Genomic DNA, 15,618 nt, shown 5'->3' on the forward strand with positions numbered 1-15,618 from the left:
TCAACGACGCCTGGTCGACGGCCTTCTGGGCCCAGCACTACGACAGCTTCGACGAGGTGCTTCCGCCCCGGACCCGGATGCTCGAGGACCATCGCGTGGACCCCGTCGGAGACTCCCGTGCGCTCCAGCCAGACGGCAGGCGGTCCGTCCGGCGTCAATGGGGCCGAGGGCCAGGCCGGGTCGATGGGGCCGCCGTCGTCCCGGCGCGTCCCGTCGGCCTCGACCCGGACGCGGACCCCGCGCTCCTCGTCGACGAGCCGGGCCGGGCAGCCGGACAGCACGGCCGCCCCGCGCACCAGGGCTTCCAGACCCGCCCGGCCCTCGATCAGCCGGTCGAAGTAGGAGATCACCTGGAGTGCGGCACCCGCGTCGGGGTCGAGTGCCGCGAGCCTGCCCGCCAGCTCCTTCACCGAACTCACTCACCTCGCACGGACCCACCGGAAAGCGTCGTCCCTCATGCTCCGTCTTCCGGCGCCCGGTGCCAAGCCGTCACCGGCAAGGACGTCCGCGGCGGGTTCAGTTCTCCAGGAGCCGGCGCAGCCAGCGCAGACGTGCGGCCTTGGTGTCCTGGGACAGGGCGGCCTGCGGCGCCATCAGGTCGTATCCGTGGAAGCCACCCGGCCACACGTGGAGTTCGGCCCGGCCGCCCGCCTGCCACAGCCGGCTCGCATAGGCGACGGCCTCGTCCCGGAAGGTCTCGGCCGAGCCGACGTCGATGAAGGCCGGGGGCAGTCCGGAGAGGTCGTCGGCGCGGGCCGGGGCGGCGTAGGGAGAGACATCCGGGCCGCCGCGGGCGTCCCCGAGCAGGGCCGTCCACCCCATGTGGTTCGCCGCGCGGTCCCACACGCCGAGACCGGCCATCTGATGGCTGGAGGGGGTGTCGTTGCGGTCGTCGAGCATCGGGCACAGCAGCACCTGTCCCAGGAGCGCCGGTGCGCCGCGGTCCCGGGCGAGCAGGGCGACCGCCGCGGTCAGACCGCCCCCGGCGCTCGCGCCCGCGACGATGATCCGCTCGGGGTCGAACCCCAGTTCCCTGGCATGTTCGGCCGTCCACTTCAGTCCTGCGTAGCAGTCCTCGACGAGGGCCGGATGCGGGTGTTCGGGCGCGAGGCGGTACTCCACCGACACCACGGCCGTGCCCAGCTCCTCGGCCCAGTCGAGCATTTCCCCGACGCCGGTGCGGTTGTCGCCGATCACCATGCCGCCGCCGTGCACGTTGTAGACGACGGGCACGGCCGCGGCGGCCCGGGTCGGTCGGCAGATGAGCAGGGAGATGTCCGGTGCGCCCTGCGGCCCGGGCACCGTGCGCTCCTCCACCACGAAGGCGCCGCCCCGGGTCAGGTCCAGGTCCGCCCCTTCGGACAGTGCCATGCCCTCGCGCAGCGCCGGGATCATCTCGATGCTGAACGAGGACGGCAGCTGTTCGCGGATGATTTCGAGGGCGGCGGCGAGCTCCGGGTCGAACGGCGGGGGCGGCCCGACCCGGGAGCCCTGCGCCTCGGCGGAAGCATTGGTGGTCATCGGCTCTCCCTGCGTCCGGGCCACGTCCCTGTGACCACTGGATGTCATCGTGCCTCGCCCCCGCGGTCCCACGGCAGCGCCGGACGGCGGAGAAGTCCCGCCGAACGGCGGGATGCCCGTCGCCGCCCGGTCCCCGTCGCCGCTCGATTTCCCTCGCCGCCCGGTCCCCGTCGTCGCTCAGCTCCCGTCTCCGTTCAGCTCCCGTCTCCGTTCAGCTCCCGTCTCCGTTCAGTCCCCGGCCTGTACCAGCCCGCTCTCGTAGGCGAAGATCACCGCGTGGATACGGTCGCGGAGGCCGAGCTTGGTCAGGATGCGGCCGAGGTGGGTCTTGACGGTCGTCTCCCCGACGAAGAGGCGGCCCGCGATCTCGCCGTTGGGCAGTCCCCGGGCGACCAGGGCGAGGACTTCCCGTTCCCGCTCGGTGAGGGCGGCGAGGCGGCTGCGCTGGGCGGGCGTGGACGCGGACGCGGGTGCGTGCAGGACGAAGCGTTCGACCAGGCGCCGGGTGAGCGAGGGCGCCACCATGACCTCGCCCCGCAGCACCGCCCGCACGGTCACCAGGATCTCCTCGGCCGGGGCGTCCTTGACGAGGAAGCCGTTCGCGCCGGCCCGCAGGGCCGCGTAGGCGTACTCGTCGAGGTCGAAGGTGGTGACGACGAGGATCCGGGGCCCATGGGGCTGCGCGCAGAGGTGCTCGGTGGCGGCGAGTCCGTCCAGACCAGGCATGCGTACGTCCATCAGGACGAGGTCCGGCTCCAGGGCGGCGACGCCCGCGATCGCCGCGCCGCCGTCGGCGGCCTCGCCCACCACGGTGAGGTCCGGCTGGCTGTCCACGACCATGCGCAGCCCCATCCGGATCAGCTCCTGGTCGTCGCAGATCAGCACGCGGGACGGGGACGGGGTTGGGGCCGGGGGGGGGGACGGACCGGTCATGGGGTCACCCCGGTGGGCTCGGGCCCGGCGACGCGCAGGGTGGCGGCGACCCGGTAGCCGCCGTCGGGTGTGGGCCCGGTGTCGACACTCCCGCCGTACAGGGCGGTGCGTTCGCGCATGCCGGTGAGACCGCGACCGGACGAGGGCAGCGGGGCGGGGAGCTCGGCGGCGGTCACGGCTCCGGCTCCTCCTGCGGATCCGGCCCCGGCCCCGGCCCCGGCCCCGGCTGAGTTCTCCACCCGGACGCGGACCAGCCGCCCGGGCCCCGGAGTGCCCGTGTCGACCCGTACGTGGATCGAGGCGTCCGGCGGCGCGTGCTTGACGATGTTGGTGATCGCTTCCTGCACGATGCGGTACGTCTGCGCGGTGAGGTCCGCCGGGAGGCCGCCCCGCTCACCGCGCAGGTCCAGCCGTGCGCGCGTGCCGCTGGTGTTGAGACGTCCGATCAGCCGGCGCAGATCGGCCGAGAGAGGCTCGGGAGCCGCTTCGGGGCCGGAGCCGGGGCCGGAGCCGGGGCCAGAGCCGGGGTCGGAGTCGGAGTCGGAGTCGGGGTCGGAGTCGGGGCCAGAGCCGGGGTCGGAGTCGGAGTCGGGGCCAGAGCCAGGGTCGGAGTCGGAGTCGGAGTCGGGGCCGGAGCCAGGGTCGGAGTCGGAGTCGGGGCCGGCCGAGGGGTCCGCGTCGGGCGTACGCAGCACCTCCAACAGCCGGCGCAGTTCGCCCAGGGCCTCGCGGCCGGTCGCGCTGATGACTCCGAGGGTGCGGTCGACGACGGCGGGGTCGACATGCCGCATCAGCCTGCCGCCCTCGGCGTTCACCACCATCACGCTCACGCTGTGCGCGAGGACGTCGTGGATCTCGCGGGCGATGCGCGCCCGTTCCTCGGCGACGGCGACCCGGGCCAGGGCGAGGCGCTCCGACTCGACGAGTACGGCCCGCCGCTCGAACTCGGCGAGGTAGGCGCGCCGGGCACGGACGTACTCGCCGAACACCCAGGCCCCGGCCAGCAGCAGCCCCACGGCGAGCGGGGTGAGCCAGGCTCCGCGGGCGCCCGGACCCACGTACTCCCGCTGCCACGCGGGAATCCACAGCAGTACGCAGACGGCGGCACAGACCACCGTCAGCGCGGCGGCGCGGCGCAGCCCGCGCACGGTGAGGGTGGCCAGGACCGCGGCCAGGGCGACGGCGCCGCGCCCCGGTTCCTGTCCCCACACCTGTCCGAGGTACTGCGCCCAGAACGCCGCCGTCACCAGGGCCGCGACGAGCACCGGCCGCCGGCGGCGCCACAGCAGGGGCAGCACCAGGGCGACGTACACGCCCGCCTGCACCCAGACCGGCCGCCAGCCCGGCTCCGGGCGGATGACCGGGGGCACGGCCACCAGCACGACCAGCAGGACGTCCGTCAGCCACGGGCGGCCGCGCCGCCGACGGGCCAGGGTCTCGATCAGCCGCTGCACCGCCTCACGCTATGACCGGGGCCCGCTCCGCCGCATCGTCCTGCGGGGTGTCACGGGGTCCTCCCGCGGTCGTACGCTCACCGGCCGGGGATACGACGTGCGGCCACCCGGCGCGCTTCCAGCATGGCCGCCATGTCGATCACCAGCGAGTTCCTCAGACGGCCCCTCATGACCGGTGCCGTGACGGCCAGTTCACGTCGGCTGGCCCACGCGATGACCGAGGGCATCGGTCTGGAGCGGGCCCGGCTTGTTGCCGAACTGGGTCCGGGGACCGGGGTGTTCACCGACGCGATCCTCGCCCGGCTCGCGCCCGACGCGCGGCTCGTCGCGGTCGAGCTCAATCCGGTGCTCGCGGCACGGCTGTCGGCCGCACGGCGCGACGAACGGCTGACCGTGGTGCGGGGTTCGGCCGCCGAGCTGGCCGCCGCGGTGAGCGGACCGGTCGACGCGGTGGTCTCCGGGCTGCCGTGGACGGTCATGTCGCGGGAGCGGCGCGGGCACATCCTGGACGCAGTGAGCGAAGTCCTTGCGCCCGGCGGCCGGTTCACCACCTTCGCGTATCTGCATGCGGCCTGGACTCCGCCCGCCCGTCACTTCACCGCCGAACTGGCGTGCCGCTTCGACCGGTTGGAGCGCTCGCCGGTGGTGTGGCCGAACCTCCCGCCCGCCTTCGTGCACCGGGCCACCAGGAGGCCGTGACGCTCGGCACAGGACGACGTATCCCGTCCCGGGGCGCCTGCGAAGATCCCGCGACGCGACGGACACCCGACACCTAAGCGGTTGGCGAGCGGAAACCCTACATACTGTAGGGTTTGCCTCATCGTGAGCCTCTTACGTCTCGGGGGACCCCCAAATGAAGGAACGTGACGACGGTCCGGCGGCGCCGAGTGACGGCACCTTCGAGCGGATCCTGGACCGGGCTCTCCACTCCCCCGAGATCATGGCAGCCGTGGAACGCGTCGGGGTGGCGGACACGCGCGAGCGTCTGCGCGCCGAAGCCCTTCAGGCGTGCCCCTCGCTCTCCCGGACCGCCGCGGTCGAGTACGACCGGTACCTCCGGCTGCGGGCGTCCCGACGGCATGACGGCCCCTCAAAGGTCTCCGTACGTGTGGGCGACGGCACCGTGTCCGTCTCGGCACTGCTCGTGCCGAGTCTTGGCGTCGTCGCCGCGGGTGTGTACGTCCTGAGCGGGTTCGACCTGCACGCCCTCGACGTACGCCCGCATCTGAACGACGGGCTGATCATGGTGGTGGTGATCCTGGCCGCGGTGACTGCGGGGGCGGCGCTGGGTGACCTTCTCTGGTCGCTGGCGACGCGCGACCGCCCCACCCCGGAGGACCGCGATCCCGAGGTGAGGCGTGCCCATGAGGAGTGGCAACTGGCCCTGCTGGAACGGGGAGTGATGCCGTTTCTGCTCGGCACACTGGATGGGACCGCCTCGGGTCCGGCCCCGCTGCCGGCGCCGGCCCAACCCCCTCTTCACCCTGGGCTTCAGCCCTCGACGAGGGAGCGGCCCAGCCAGTCGGACTTGTCCTTCACCCCGGGCAGCGCGAAGAAGTAGCCGCCCCCGGTGGGGCTTATGTAGTCGACGAGCGGCTCGTCGATCAGACGCGTCTGGGTCGCCTCGAACTGACGGACCACGTCCTGCTGGTAGGAGCAGAAGGCCAGGCCCATGTCGAGGTTGCCCGCCTTGTCGACGCCCCGGTCGTAGTTGTAGCCGCGGCGCAGGATCCGGGTGGTGTCGCTCTTCGCCGTACGGGGGTTGGCCAGCCGGATGTGTGCGTCCAGCGGGATCGCCTCGCCCTTGGGGTCCTTGGCGTAGCGCGGGAGGTCGGTCTCCTGGGCGCCGTCCAGCGGTGCGCCGGTGTCACGGCGGCGGCCGATCATCTTCTCCTGCTCGGTGAGCGAGACCCGGTCCCAGAACTCGACCAGCATGCGGATGATCCGGATGACCTGGTAGCTGCCGCCGACCGCCCAGGACGGTTCCCCGTCGGCCGCGGTGACCCAGACCAGCTTGTCCATCTCGCGGGACGAGGTCGTGTCGGGATTGGCGATGCCGTCCTTGAACCCGAGGAAGTTGCGCTGCGCGCCGGTCGGACGGGACGGGTTCTGGAAGCCGTCGATGCGCCATTTGATCTGCATCGCGCCGCGCGTGTGCCGGGTGATGTCGCGCAGGGCGTGCAGCACCGTGTCGGAGTGGGCGGCGCACAGCTGCAGCGACAGGTCGCCGTGGCACTCGGCGGCGTCGAGGTTGTCGTTGGGGAAGGTGCGCATCGGCTTGAGGTGGCGCGGCATGCGGTCGGCGAGGCCGTAGCGGTCGTCGAAGAGCGAGGCGCCGACGCCCACGGTGACGGTGAGGTCGTCCGCGGGCAGGTCCGGTCCCAGCAGACCGCTGTCGGAGGGCGGTGCGCCCACGCCGAGGTCGACCGGGGTGCCACCGGTGGTCAGGAAGCGGGCTCGTTCGGTGATCGTGCGCAGCAGGGCGGCCAGTTCGGCCCGGTCCTCGGCGATGACGTCGAAGGAGACGAAGACGGCGGCCGTGGGCGCGGGGGTGGTGATGCCTGCCTGGTGGGCGCCGTGGAAGGCCACCTTGCCGCTGCCCGAGTCGGCCGCCGCGGCGGGAGTGCTGCCCGCGGCCACCTGGGCCCCGACGAGCCCGGCGCCCGCCAGGGCGGCTCCGGCCACGCCGACGCCGAGGGCGGTCTTGGTGAACGTACGGCGGCCGAAGGGGCAGCCGCCCGGCGCGGCCTGGTCGTCCTGGCTCGGGGTCGTCATCGGGGGAGGTCCTCTCCTGTGGGCACATGGTCCCGGTACTGCGGGGGCGGTGGTTCGGCGCGGGTGGGCCGACGGTCTCGGGTCGGCGCCGCTGGGCTGCTCACGCGGCCCTGGGGTTGCTCAGGCGGACTTTCGGCCGCTCACGTGGCCTTGCGGATCTCCAGGAGGGCCGGGATCGGGGCGAGCTCTTCCAGCAACTGGCCGACCGAGCCGTCGAGGCGCTGCCGGTCGGTGTCGGACAGCTTGTCCAGCGGCGTCCAGGTGCCGTCCTCGGCCCGCTGGGCGAGCACCAGTTGCTCGGTGCGCCGCATCCATGTGTCGACGGCCGGGATCACCTCGGCGTTGCGCCTGTCGATCAGCGGGCGGAGCAGGGTGAGCAGTTCGCGGGTGCCGCCGAGGTTGGCCTCGGTGGTGGCGAGTTCGGTGCCGCTGCCGTAGTCGGCGTTGCCGCTCAGTTCACGGTGCAGGGTGTTCTCGAGGATCTCGTGGGTGCGCAGCGGAAGGTCGGCCGGGTCGAAGTCCTGCTTCGGGAAGTCCTTGCGCAGGGCGTCCACATCGGCGGCGAGTTGCTCGGCGTACGGCGCGAGCGTGGCGGCGGACTGGCCGTGCCACAAGCCGTACTCGATGCGGTGGAAGCCGGTGAAGGCCGGGTCCTCGACCCCGCCCGCGAGTCCGGCCGTACGGCCGTTGATCTTGGCGTCGAAGTCGGCGAACGTTCCGTAGGCGGCGCCGAGCGAGGCGTACTGCGTGTGCGCGGGCAGCCAGTCCTTGCGGGCCTGGTCGAGCTTGCCGGCGTCGAGGTCGCTCTGGAGGGTGCGCGTCTTGGTCTGCAGGTCGGCCAGACCCTGGTCGACGTACGTACGGTAGGCGGCCAGCGGTGCGGCGAGGTCCCTCTCGGAGACCGGCAGTACGGCCTGGACCGAGCCGCCGCCCGCGCTGACGCGTACGGCCGCCGAGGTGACGGCCTTGCCGCCGTTGGGCACACAGCGCCAGGCGTACGAGCCCGTCCCGACGGTGGCTATCAGGGCGCGGGTGGTGCCGGGGGCGATGCCCTCGACCTCACCGTAGACGGCGTTGCTGACCGGGTCGATCAGATAGATCTCGGAGGTACGGGAGCCGGTGTTGCGCACCTGGAAGGTCTGCCGACCCGGCTTGGGCGCGGTGAAGCCCTTGCCACAGTCGGCCGCGGACACCTCGACGACGGGCGCCCCGGACGCGGGCTTTCCGCTGCTGGCGGCGATGGTGATCCCCGCGATGAGCGCGGGCGCGGCGACGAGAGCGGCGGGGACCGTCCAGCGGGGGAAGCGACGGGGGGTGGACGGCGTGACCGCGGCGCCCTCGGCGGGAGCGGACGGCTGGTCGGGGCCGGAGGCCGCAGGCTCGGCGGACTTCTCGCCTGCGGCGGCGGGCTCGTCTTCGGAGGCGACCTCACCTGCGGAGACGGGCTCGCCCTCGGAGGCGGGCGCGGTGGACCGCTCGGCCTCGACGGCGGTCGACGCGACGGCACTCCCGGCGCCGGGGTCGGCGGGCGTCCCGGCTGCCTGCGCGACGGCGGACGCGGACGCCGAGGTCGTCGACTCCGCGGGCTCGTCGGCCGTCGCGACAGCGACCCCCGCGGGCGCGGCGCCGTCCGACGTCCCGGCCTGCGCGACGGCGGACGCCACCGGCGCCGGCTTCGCCGGGGTCGCCCCGCGGACGCCGCGCACGAACAGCGTCATCACGATCGCCAGGTACGCGCCGTAGACGCCGACCTGGAGCCAGGTCATCTGCGGGGTGAGGTTGAGCGTGCCCTGGACGACGGTGACGTACCAGGAGGCCGGGTCGAGATGCGCCGACAGATCGAAGGCGTACGACGTGCCGCCCGGGATCACCGTGGCTTCCTGGAGGTCGCGCATGCCGTAGCCGAGAACGCCCGCGGCGATGACGATGAGCACGGCGCCGGTGATGCTGAAGAACCGCGTGAGGTTGATGTGCAGGACCCGCCGGTACAGGCCCCAGCACAGCGCCGCGGCGATCAGCAGCCCGACCGCCGCTCCGGCCAGCGGACCCGAGGAACTGCCCGCGGCCTGCGCGGTGGTCCACAGGAACAGCGCGGTCTCCAGGCCCTCGCGGCCGACGGCGAGGAACGACGTGGCGATCAGTACGCCCGCGCCCATGCCCAGCGCGGCGGTGACCTTCTGCTTGATCTCGCCGGAGAACGTACGGGCCGAGCGCCGCATCCAGAACACCATGGCGGTGACGAACACGACCGCGACCAGACTGAGCGTGCCGCCGAACGCCTCCTGCGACTTCCCGGGCAGGTTCGCCGCCGTGAACGTCAGCACCGCGCCGAAGCTCATCGACAACCCGATGGCGGCGGCAACTCCCGTCCACACATGGGGCAGTCGGGCACGCTGGTCGGACCGTACGAGCGTGGCGACCAGAACCGAGACGATCAGTCCCGCTTCCAGCCCCTCACGCAGACCGATCAGAAAGCTGGGAAACGCGTCGTCCCACACCTCGGGCCTCTCTCCGATGCAGCAAATACCAGGCCGGACGGCCAAGGGCGGGGCTTAGTGTAGGCATGCCTAACTAACGGTCAAGAGAGCGTGCAAATCGCGACACAGCGGACGCGGGCCGCACACCGGGCCCGGGTCGGCCACATCGGGGGCGGATCGGCCGAGCAGTCGGCGCGGGGGCCGCGCGAGGCGGGCATTACGCCCCTGAGCTGCGGTAACGCGAGAGTGGAAGGCAAGAGCCCAGGCGTCCGCGTCGGTTCGCGGGGCGCACGACGACGGCCCCTCGGCGCGGCCGCGCCCCCGCCACGGACATTCTGTCCGTGCTTCGATTCTTACCAGTCCCTTACCCCGCGACACCGCCGGGACCAGGCAGTCTTTCCCCGCAACACCACTGACCGCCGCTCGTTAAGACCCTCGGCGGCAATCCTCACCGTGACCACAACTCACCTTTTCCTTACAGCATGTAGGGTTTCCCCGCCCTGCCCTTCTCAGGGAACACACAGAGTTCCCCGCCCCCGCTCCCGCAGCTCTCCCCCACCGCCCTCTCCCCAAGGTGATGCTCCACGGTGTCTGCACAACAGCCAGTACTCGTCCCGGAACAGAGGAACTCGAAGTCGCGCCGGCCGGACCCGAGCGGACGGTCGGCCATCGGCGCCCGGCTGCGACCACGGGCGGCCGCGGCCACGGTCTGGTACCTGCGGCTGCTCGCGCTGCTCAACGTGGTGGCGGTCACGTCCCTGCCGTTCCGGGAAGAGGTGCACGAGCACAACGGAGGTGAGTTCTTCACCCCGTACCTGGCCACCGCCGGGCTGGTCTCGGCCGCGCTGGCGCTGTTCCTGGCCCTGGTGATGCGGCGCCGCAAACGGGCCGCGTGGATCTTCAACATGCTGCTGGCGGGACCGCTCTTCGGGCTGTACGTCCTGGCCCTCACGCAGGAGCAGTACCGACGGCACGGCTTCAACTGGTTCTCGACCCTGTTCACCGGGCTCTTCGTCGTCGCACTGCTGGTGGGACGAAGGGAGTTCCAGGCCGTCGGGGACCGCTCCAACCCCCGGCTGGCGCTGGCCGTGGGCGCCGGTGGCTTCCTGGTCAGTGGCACCCTCGGAACACTGCTGGTGAGCGCCACCAACAAGGTGTCCGGGGCGCCGCTGAGCGACCGGATCGCATACACGCTGCTGCGCGGGGTCAGCGTCGGCCCGCTCGCCGACCGCCTCGACTCGGTGGTCGCACCCCGCTGGGTGGACGTGATCGTCAACATCCTGATCGCGGCGTCCTTCCTGCTCGTGCTCTACGCCTGCTTCCGTGCGCCGCGCGGGCGGGAACTCCTCGGCGAGGACGACGAGCGACGTCTGCGCGACCTTCTCGCCAGGCACGGTGAACGGGACTCGCTGGGCTACTTCGCGCTGCGCCGCGACAAGGCCGTCATGTGGTCCCCGAGCGGCAAGGCGGCGATCGCCTACCGGGTGGTCGGCGGAGTGACCCTGGCCTCCGGCGACCCGATCGGCGACCCCGAGGCCTGGCCCGGCGCGATCGAGGCATGGCTGCACGAGGCGCGACGGCACGCCTGGACGCCTGCTGTGACGGGCGCCGGCGAGGAAGCCGGCACCATCTACGCCCGGCACGGCCTCGACGCCCTCGAACTCGGCGACGAAGCCATCGTGGATCTCGCCGACTTCACCCTCGAAGGGCGCGCGATGCGCGGAGTGCGCCAGGCGCACAACCGCATCCGCCGGGCCGGGTACACCGTCGGCATCCGCCGCCACGGCGACATCCCCGAGGCCGACATGGCCACCCTCATCGACAAGGCGGACCACTGGCGGGACGGCGAGACCGAGCGTGGGTTCTCCATGGCGCTCGGCCGGCTCGGCGACCCGGGCGACGACCGGTGCGTGATGCTGGAGTGCCGCGACAGCCAGGACGAACCACGGGCCGTACTGAGCTTCGTACCGTGGGGCGACAAGGGGCTGTCGCTCGACCTGATGCGCCGGGACCGCGCCTCCGAGAACGGCCTCATGGAGTTCATGGTCATCGAACTCCTGCTGCGCGCCGAGGAGATCGGGGTGCAGCGGGTCTCGCTGAACTTCGCCATGTTCCGTTCCGTCTTCGAGCGCGGCTCCCGGCTGGGGGCCGGACCCGTGCTGCGTCTGTGGTGCGCGGTGCTGACGTTCCTCTCCCGCTGGTGGCAACTCGAGTCCCTCTACCGGGCCAACGCCAAGTACCGGCCCGTCTGGGAACCCCGTTACCTCCTGTTCGAGAAGAGCAGCGACCTCCCCCGCATCGGGATCGCCGCCGCCCGCGCGGAGGGCTTCCTCACCCCGCCCGCCCTGCCCGCGCTCGGCCGCCGCCCACTCCTGCGCAGGCCGGGAGGACGCTCACAACCCCCGCACGGGAGCGGGCAGGTTCCCGGACAGCAGAGGGGTTCTTCGACCAACGCCTCGTCGACCAGGTAACTCTTCGGGCCAGTTCGAGGTACGGGCGCCGGGGCACGCGCACTCGGCGCCCGCCATGTCACAGTCACCCGACGTTCACGTCGTCCGGAAACGATGCGGCCGATCACCGAGCCCGCCCCCGGACGAATCGACGCTCTCATGAAACGCATCGCGGCCGCCCCCGCCCTGGCCTTCGCCCTCTCCGCGCTCTCCGTCCTCCTCCTGTCCCCGCTCCCGGCGCAGGCGGCGGGCGGGGCGCCGGGCAGTTACGGGACGAAGGCGCCGTACGCGCCGCAGCAGGACGTCCGTACCTACCAGCGGGCACCGAAGGGGTTCGTCCCGGTGTTCACCGAGAACGTGTCCCGGCACGGTTCACGCGCGGCGACGAGCGGCGAGGACGGCGAACTGATCCTCCAGCTGTGGGAAAAGGCCGAGAGCGAAGGTGAACTGACCCGCGCCGGCGCGGAGTTCGGCCCGCAGGTGCGCTCGCTGCTGGCGGCGATGGAGAAGGTCGGATACGGCAACCTCAGCGGCCGGGGAAAGCGGGAGATCCAGGGCACGGCGGCCCGCATGGCGCAGCGGCTGCCCGGACTGTTCACACGGATCGCCAAGGACTCCGAGCCGATCGACGTGGTCAGCTCGGGCCAGGGCCGCGCCGTCGACAGCGGCGCCCTCTTCGCCTCGGCCCTCGCCGACGCCGACCCGGCTCTCGGTCCCCTCATCGGCCCGGCGCGCACCGACCCCGACCTGCTCTACTTCCACAAGTCCGCGGGCGGCGCCGCCTACCGCGACTACATCGCCCACGACCAGCGGCTGGCCACCGCCCTCAAGAGCATCACCGAGCAGCCGGCCACCCACCGCGCGGCCCGCGACATCCTGAAGGGGATCTTCACCCCGGCCTTCGTCCGGCGGATCTCGGCCGGGGAGTTCGCTTCCATCGGCAGCGAGGTGGACGCGGCCCAGGCGGTCTACAACCTGTACGGCATCGCCCCGGCCATGGCCGACGAGGGCAGCTGGCACCTGGAGCGCTACCTCGCCCCGCGCGACGCCGCCTGGTTCGCCTATCTCAGCGACGCCGAGGACTTCTACGAGAAGGGACCGGGTTTCGCGGACAGCGACATCACGTACAAGATGGCGGACGTCCTGCTCGACGACTTCTTCAAGAAGGCCGAGGCCAAGCGCGACAAAACCAGCGGCCTCGGCGCGGAGCTGCGTTTCACCCACGCCGAGGAGATCATCCCGCTCGCCGCTCTCATGCGGCTGCCGGACAGCACCAAGCCGGTGACGACGACTCAGCCGTACACCTACGCGGACAACCCCTGGCGGGGCGGCTCGGTCGCTCCGATGGCCGCGAACATCCAGTGGGACGTGTTCCGCAAGGGCGACACCTACCTGGTGCGGATGCTCCACAACGAGAAGGAGACCGCGTTCAAGGCGGCGTGCGCGCCCGTGGCGAAGGGCAGCGCGTTCTACGACCTGGCCGAGCTGGAGCGCTGCTTCGGGCGCACGAGGTCGTGAAAGATGCCTCCGTCCAGGTGAGTTGGGAACTTCTTTACCGATGCCGTCAGTTCTGATCACACCGGCTCGGGGCTCGCTGCGAGCCGGTTCGGAACGATGAGTGCGATCAGTGAAGGAGCCACACCGACATGGTGTTCAAACGGCTGCTCGGGGCGATGGGTGCAGGCGGCCCCTCGGTGGACACGGTTCTCGACGGCGGCGCGGTGGCGCCCGGCGGGATCCTGTCCGGGCAGGTCCATCTCCAGGGTGGCAGCGCGGGCGTGGAGATCGAGCACATCGGGCTCGAGCTGATCGCCCGGGTGGAGGCCGAGCACGAGGACGGGGAGAGCGAGGGCGCCGTCGCCTTCGAGCGGTTCACGGTCGGCGGCGGTTTCCGCCTCGCCGAAGAGGAGCGGTACAGCGTTCCGTTCCGGGTGTCCATGCCGTGGGAGACACCGGTCAGCGAGCTGTACGGGCAGCCACTGGGCGTCGTCCTCGGCGTGCGCACCGAGCTCGCGGTGGCCGGTGCGAGGGACAAGGGTGACCTGGATCCGCTCGCGGTGCGTCCGCTGCCGGTCCAGGAAGCGGTCCTGGAGGCGCTGGGGCAGCTGGGCTTCGGCTTCAAGTCCGCCGATCTCGAATACGGCCACATCGGGGGCACGGGGCAGCAGTTGCCCTTCTACCAGGAGATCGAGCTGACGCCCGCACCGCAGTACGCGCACGTGGTGAACGAGATCGAGCTGACCTTCCTCGCCACCCCGGCCGGCATGGAGATCGTCCTGGAGGCCGACAAGCGCGGCGGGCTCTTCGAGTCCGGGCAGGACACCCTCACCCGCTTCACGGTGGGCCATCACGATGTCGAAGCCCGCGACTGGAACAGCGAAGTCGACGGCTGGATCAGGCAGTTGGTCGAACACCGGGCGTCGTACGGCTCCCACGCCACGTACGGCCACGCCGATCCGTATGCCGCCGCAAGCGCGTACGGGCATCACTCGGCCCATGGGTCCGGCCATGAGTCGGACCATGAGGGCCACCGCTCCGGGCCCGGCGTCGGTACGGCGGTCGCGGCCGGCGCGGCGGGACTCGCGGCGGGAGTGGTCGGCGGGCTGGTCGCGGCCGAATTCGCCGACGAGGTGGGCGACTTCTTCGAGGGCGACGAGGAAAGCGGCGAAGAGGACTGAGTCCTCAAGCGCGTCCGTGTCCGGAGGCGGTGTGCGCCGCCCCCGGACACGGACCCCGTGGGCTCAGTGCGCGGCGCTCGGAGCCTCGGTCGTCGCGCGCGGGGTGGTCTGCTCGGCGGAGTTCTTGATGATCGCCGTGGGGGTCACCGGAGCGGTGCCCTGTTCGGCGGTGGCGGCGGACGCGGGGTTCTCGTCCTTCATCGCCTTGGTCTCGCTCTTGAGGATGCGCATCGACTTGCCCAGCGCACGGGCCGTGTCCGGCAGCTTCTTCGAGCCGAACAGCACGATGAGCACGATCGCCACGATCAGCAGGTGCCAGGGTTCCAGTCCGTTGCGGAGCATCGTGCGCCCGCCTTTCTTCGCTTCGGTCGAGGGCGCGCGCCACTGGCCGTCACCCACTTGAAGATTGCCGCTTTGCGCAACAGTACAACCATGGGCTCGGATCGGACGGCTCCCGGCTCCCCCTTCCGTTCCTGTTCCACTCCTGTTCCGCCGCTATTCCGTGGGCAGGGCGAAGGCACTGCGGGTCCGGGCGGCCCAGCCCGCGGGCAGCAGCGTGCCGAGGACGGCGATCAGCAGCCCGCCGAGGGCGAGCAGGATCAGTTCGGGCGTGCGGTAGAGGGCGATGACGGACTCGGGCAGGTTCAGCCCCGCGCCGTGCCCCACGGCCGGCATGATCCAGCCGTGCAGGGCGACGCCGAGCGGCACTCCGACGGCGCCGCCGACACGTCCGGTCATGGCAACCGAGGTGACGACCATGACGGCGGTCTGCCGCGGCGTCATTCCGAGGGCCTTGTGGATGCCGAGGTCGCGGGTCTGCCCGGACACTGGGTGCGCCGCCGCTCCGGGCGCGTCGGTCGGCCGAGTCATTTCCGCTGCCGCGTCCGGATGAGGCCGTACCGGGTCATCCCTGCGATGTAGGCGAGCGATGCAGGGGAAGGTCGCGCCGGGGTCGGCAAGGAGGATGCCGCGGTGGGCGGCGCGCGGCGAGGATGGCCCGGTGATGAACACGTCGGTCGGGCACTCCGCGCCCGACCCGGTGGGGGTCCTGGACCCTGCGCGGTCGGACGCGGCCGAACCGCCGGAGCGCCCCCGCCCACCTCCACCTGGCCGAGGCGACGGTCAAGACCCATGTGGCCCGCATCCTCGCCGAACTCGGCCTGCGCGACCGCGTCCAGGCGGTCGTCACGGCGTACGAAACGGGCCTGGTCACGCCAGGCACCGCGGCGAGCAGCACCTAGGCCCTGTCGTCAAATTCCCGTCTGCCCCGCGACGCCATGCACGCACTCTCACCGCACCAGGCACAGACCCAAGTACGTCCAGTACGAGG

The 15,618-nt window shown here is 72.0% G+C and carries 12 protein-coding genes and 3 pseudogenes; 7 read left to right on the forward strand and 8 right to left on the reverse strand.

Translation table 11 applies throughout. The features are described from left to right. A pseudogene (locus tag ABZ656_RS49650) lies at positions 1-44 on the forward strand (hypothetical protein); the annotation flags it as partial. Between the two features lie 36 nt (positions 45-80). Here the strand turns inward: ABZ656_RS49650 and ABZ656_RS49655 are convergent. The 4 genes and pseudogenes from ABZ656_RS49655 to ABZ656_RS49670 all read right to left on the reverse strand — a co-directional run. Continuing rightward, positions 81-410, reverse strand: a pseudogene (locus ABZ656_RS49655) (PucR family transcriptional regulator); the annotation flags it as partial. A 106-nt stretch (positions 411-516) separates the two neighbouring features. Beyond that, positions 517-1,521, reverse strand: a complete 1,005-nt coding sequence (locus ABZ656_RS49660) for an alpha/beta hydrolase (RefSeq protein ID WP_101407583.1) — start codon at positions 1,519-1,521, stop codon at positions 517-519. 228 nt (positions 1,522-1,749) lie between these two features. Continuing rightward, positions 1,750-2,454: a response regulator transcription factor gene (locus ABZ656_RS49665; protein WP_360278112.1), complete on the reverse strand. Its 705-nt coding sequence runs from the start codon at positions 2,452-2,454 to the stop codon at positions 1,750-1,752. Beyond that, positions 2,451-3,908, reverse strand: a complete 1,458-nt coding sequence (locus tag ABZ656_RS49670; RefSeq protein WP_360278115.1) for a histidine kinase — start codon at positions 3,906-3,908, stop codon at positions 2,451-2,453. Before ABZ656_RS49670 ends, ABZ656_RS49665 begins: the two co-directional genes overlap by 4 nt. A gap of 132 nt (positions 3,909-4,040) precedes the next feature. Here ABZ656_RS49670 and ABZ656_RS49675 point away from each other — a divergent pair, with 132 nt between their 5' ends. Together ABZ656_RS49675 and ABZ656_RS49680 are read left to right on the forward strand one after the other, a co-directional pair. After that, positions 4,041-4,607: a methyltransferase domain-containing protein gene (locus tag ABZ656_RS49675; protein WP_101408446.1), complete on the forward strand. Its 567-nt coding sequence runs from the start codon at positions 4,041-4,043 to the stop codon at positions 4,605-4,607. Between the two features lie 154 nt (positions 4,608-4,761). After that, the gene (locus tag ABZ656_RS49680; RefSeq protein ID WP_101407586.1) at positions 4,762-5,469 is read left to right on the forward strand and encodes a hypothetical protein; all 708 of its coding nucleotides are present in this window, start codon (positions 4,762-4,764) and stop codon (positions 5,467-5,469) included. Here the strand turns inward: ABZ656_RS49680 and efeB are convergent. Further along, a complete protein-coding gene (gene efeB / locus ABZ656_RS49685) occupies positions 5,400-6,683 on the reverse strand; it encodes an iron uptake transporter deferrochelatase/peroxidase subunit (RefSeq protein WP_101407587.1) in 1,284 nt (427 codons plus the stop codon). The genes ABZ656_RS49680 and efeB overlap by 70 nt on opposite strands. Positions 6,684-6,823: 140 nt before the next feature. Then, positions 6,824-9,181 carry an iron uptake transporter permease EfeU gene (gene efeU / locus ABZ656_RS49690; protein WP_101407588.1) on the reverse strand — a complete coding sequence of 786 codons (2,358 nt, stop codon included), beginning with the start codon at positions 9,179-9,181 and terminating at the stop codon, positions 6,824-6,826. Between the two features lie 647 nt (positions 9,182-9,828). Between efeU and ABZ656_RS49695 the strand changes: the two genes are divergently transcribed. From ABZ656_RS49695 to ABZ656_RS49705, 3 genes are all read left to right on the forward strand, one after another. After that, on the forward strand, positions 9,829-11,631 hold the full coding sequence (locus ABZ656_RS49695) for a phosphatidylglycerol lysyltransferase domain-containing protein (protein ID WP_360278125.1): 1,803 nt from the start codon (positions 9,829-9,831) through the stop codon (positions 11,629-11,631). A 138-nt stretch (positions 11,632-11,769) separates the two neighbouring features. After that, positions 11,770-13,128, forward strand: a complete 1,359-nt coding sequence (locus ABZ656_RS49700; protein ID WP_360278120.1) for a histidine-type phosphatase — start codon at positions 11,770-11,772, stop codon at positions 13,126-13,128. 128 nt (positions 13,129-13,256) lie between these two features. Continuing rightward, positions 13,257-14,288 (forward strand): sporulation protein, encoded by a 1,032-nt coding sequence (locus tag ABZ656_RS49705; RefSeq protein WP_101407591.1) that lies wholly within the window; start codon positions 13,257-13,259, stop codon positions 14,286-14,288. A 63-nt stretch (positions 14,289-14,351) separates the two neighbouring features. Here ABZ656_RS49705 and tatA read toward each other — a convergent pair whose 3' ends face one another. Next, positions 14,352-14,630 (reverse strand): Sec-independent protein translocase subunit TatA, encoded by a 279-nt coding sequence (gene tatA, locus ABZ656_RS49710; RefSeq protein ID WP_101407592.1) that lies wholly within the window; start codon positions 14,628-14,630, stop codon positions 14,352-14,354. Between the two features lie 153 nt (positions 14,631-14,783). Then, positions 14,784-15,158: an ABC transporter permease gene (locus tag ABZ656_RS49715; RefSeq protein ID WP_101407593.1), complete on the reverse strand. Its 375-nt coding sequence runs from the start codon at positions 15,156-15,158 to the stop codon at positions 14,784-14,786. Positions 15,159-15,382: 224 nt separating this feature from the next. Between ABZ656_RS49715 and ABZ656_RS49720 the strand changes: the two are divergent. Further along, a pseudogene (locus tag ABZ656_RS49720) lies at positions 15,383-15,529 on the forward strand (LuxR C-terminal-related transcriptional regulator); the annotation flags it as partial. Positions 15,530-15,618: the final 89 nt, after the last annotated feature.

It is taken from the genome of Streptomyces sp. NPDC007095 (assembly GCF_040634475.1).
Classification (GTDB): Bacteria; Actinomycetota; Actinomycetes; order Streptomycetales; family Streptomycetaceae; genus Streptomyces.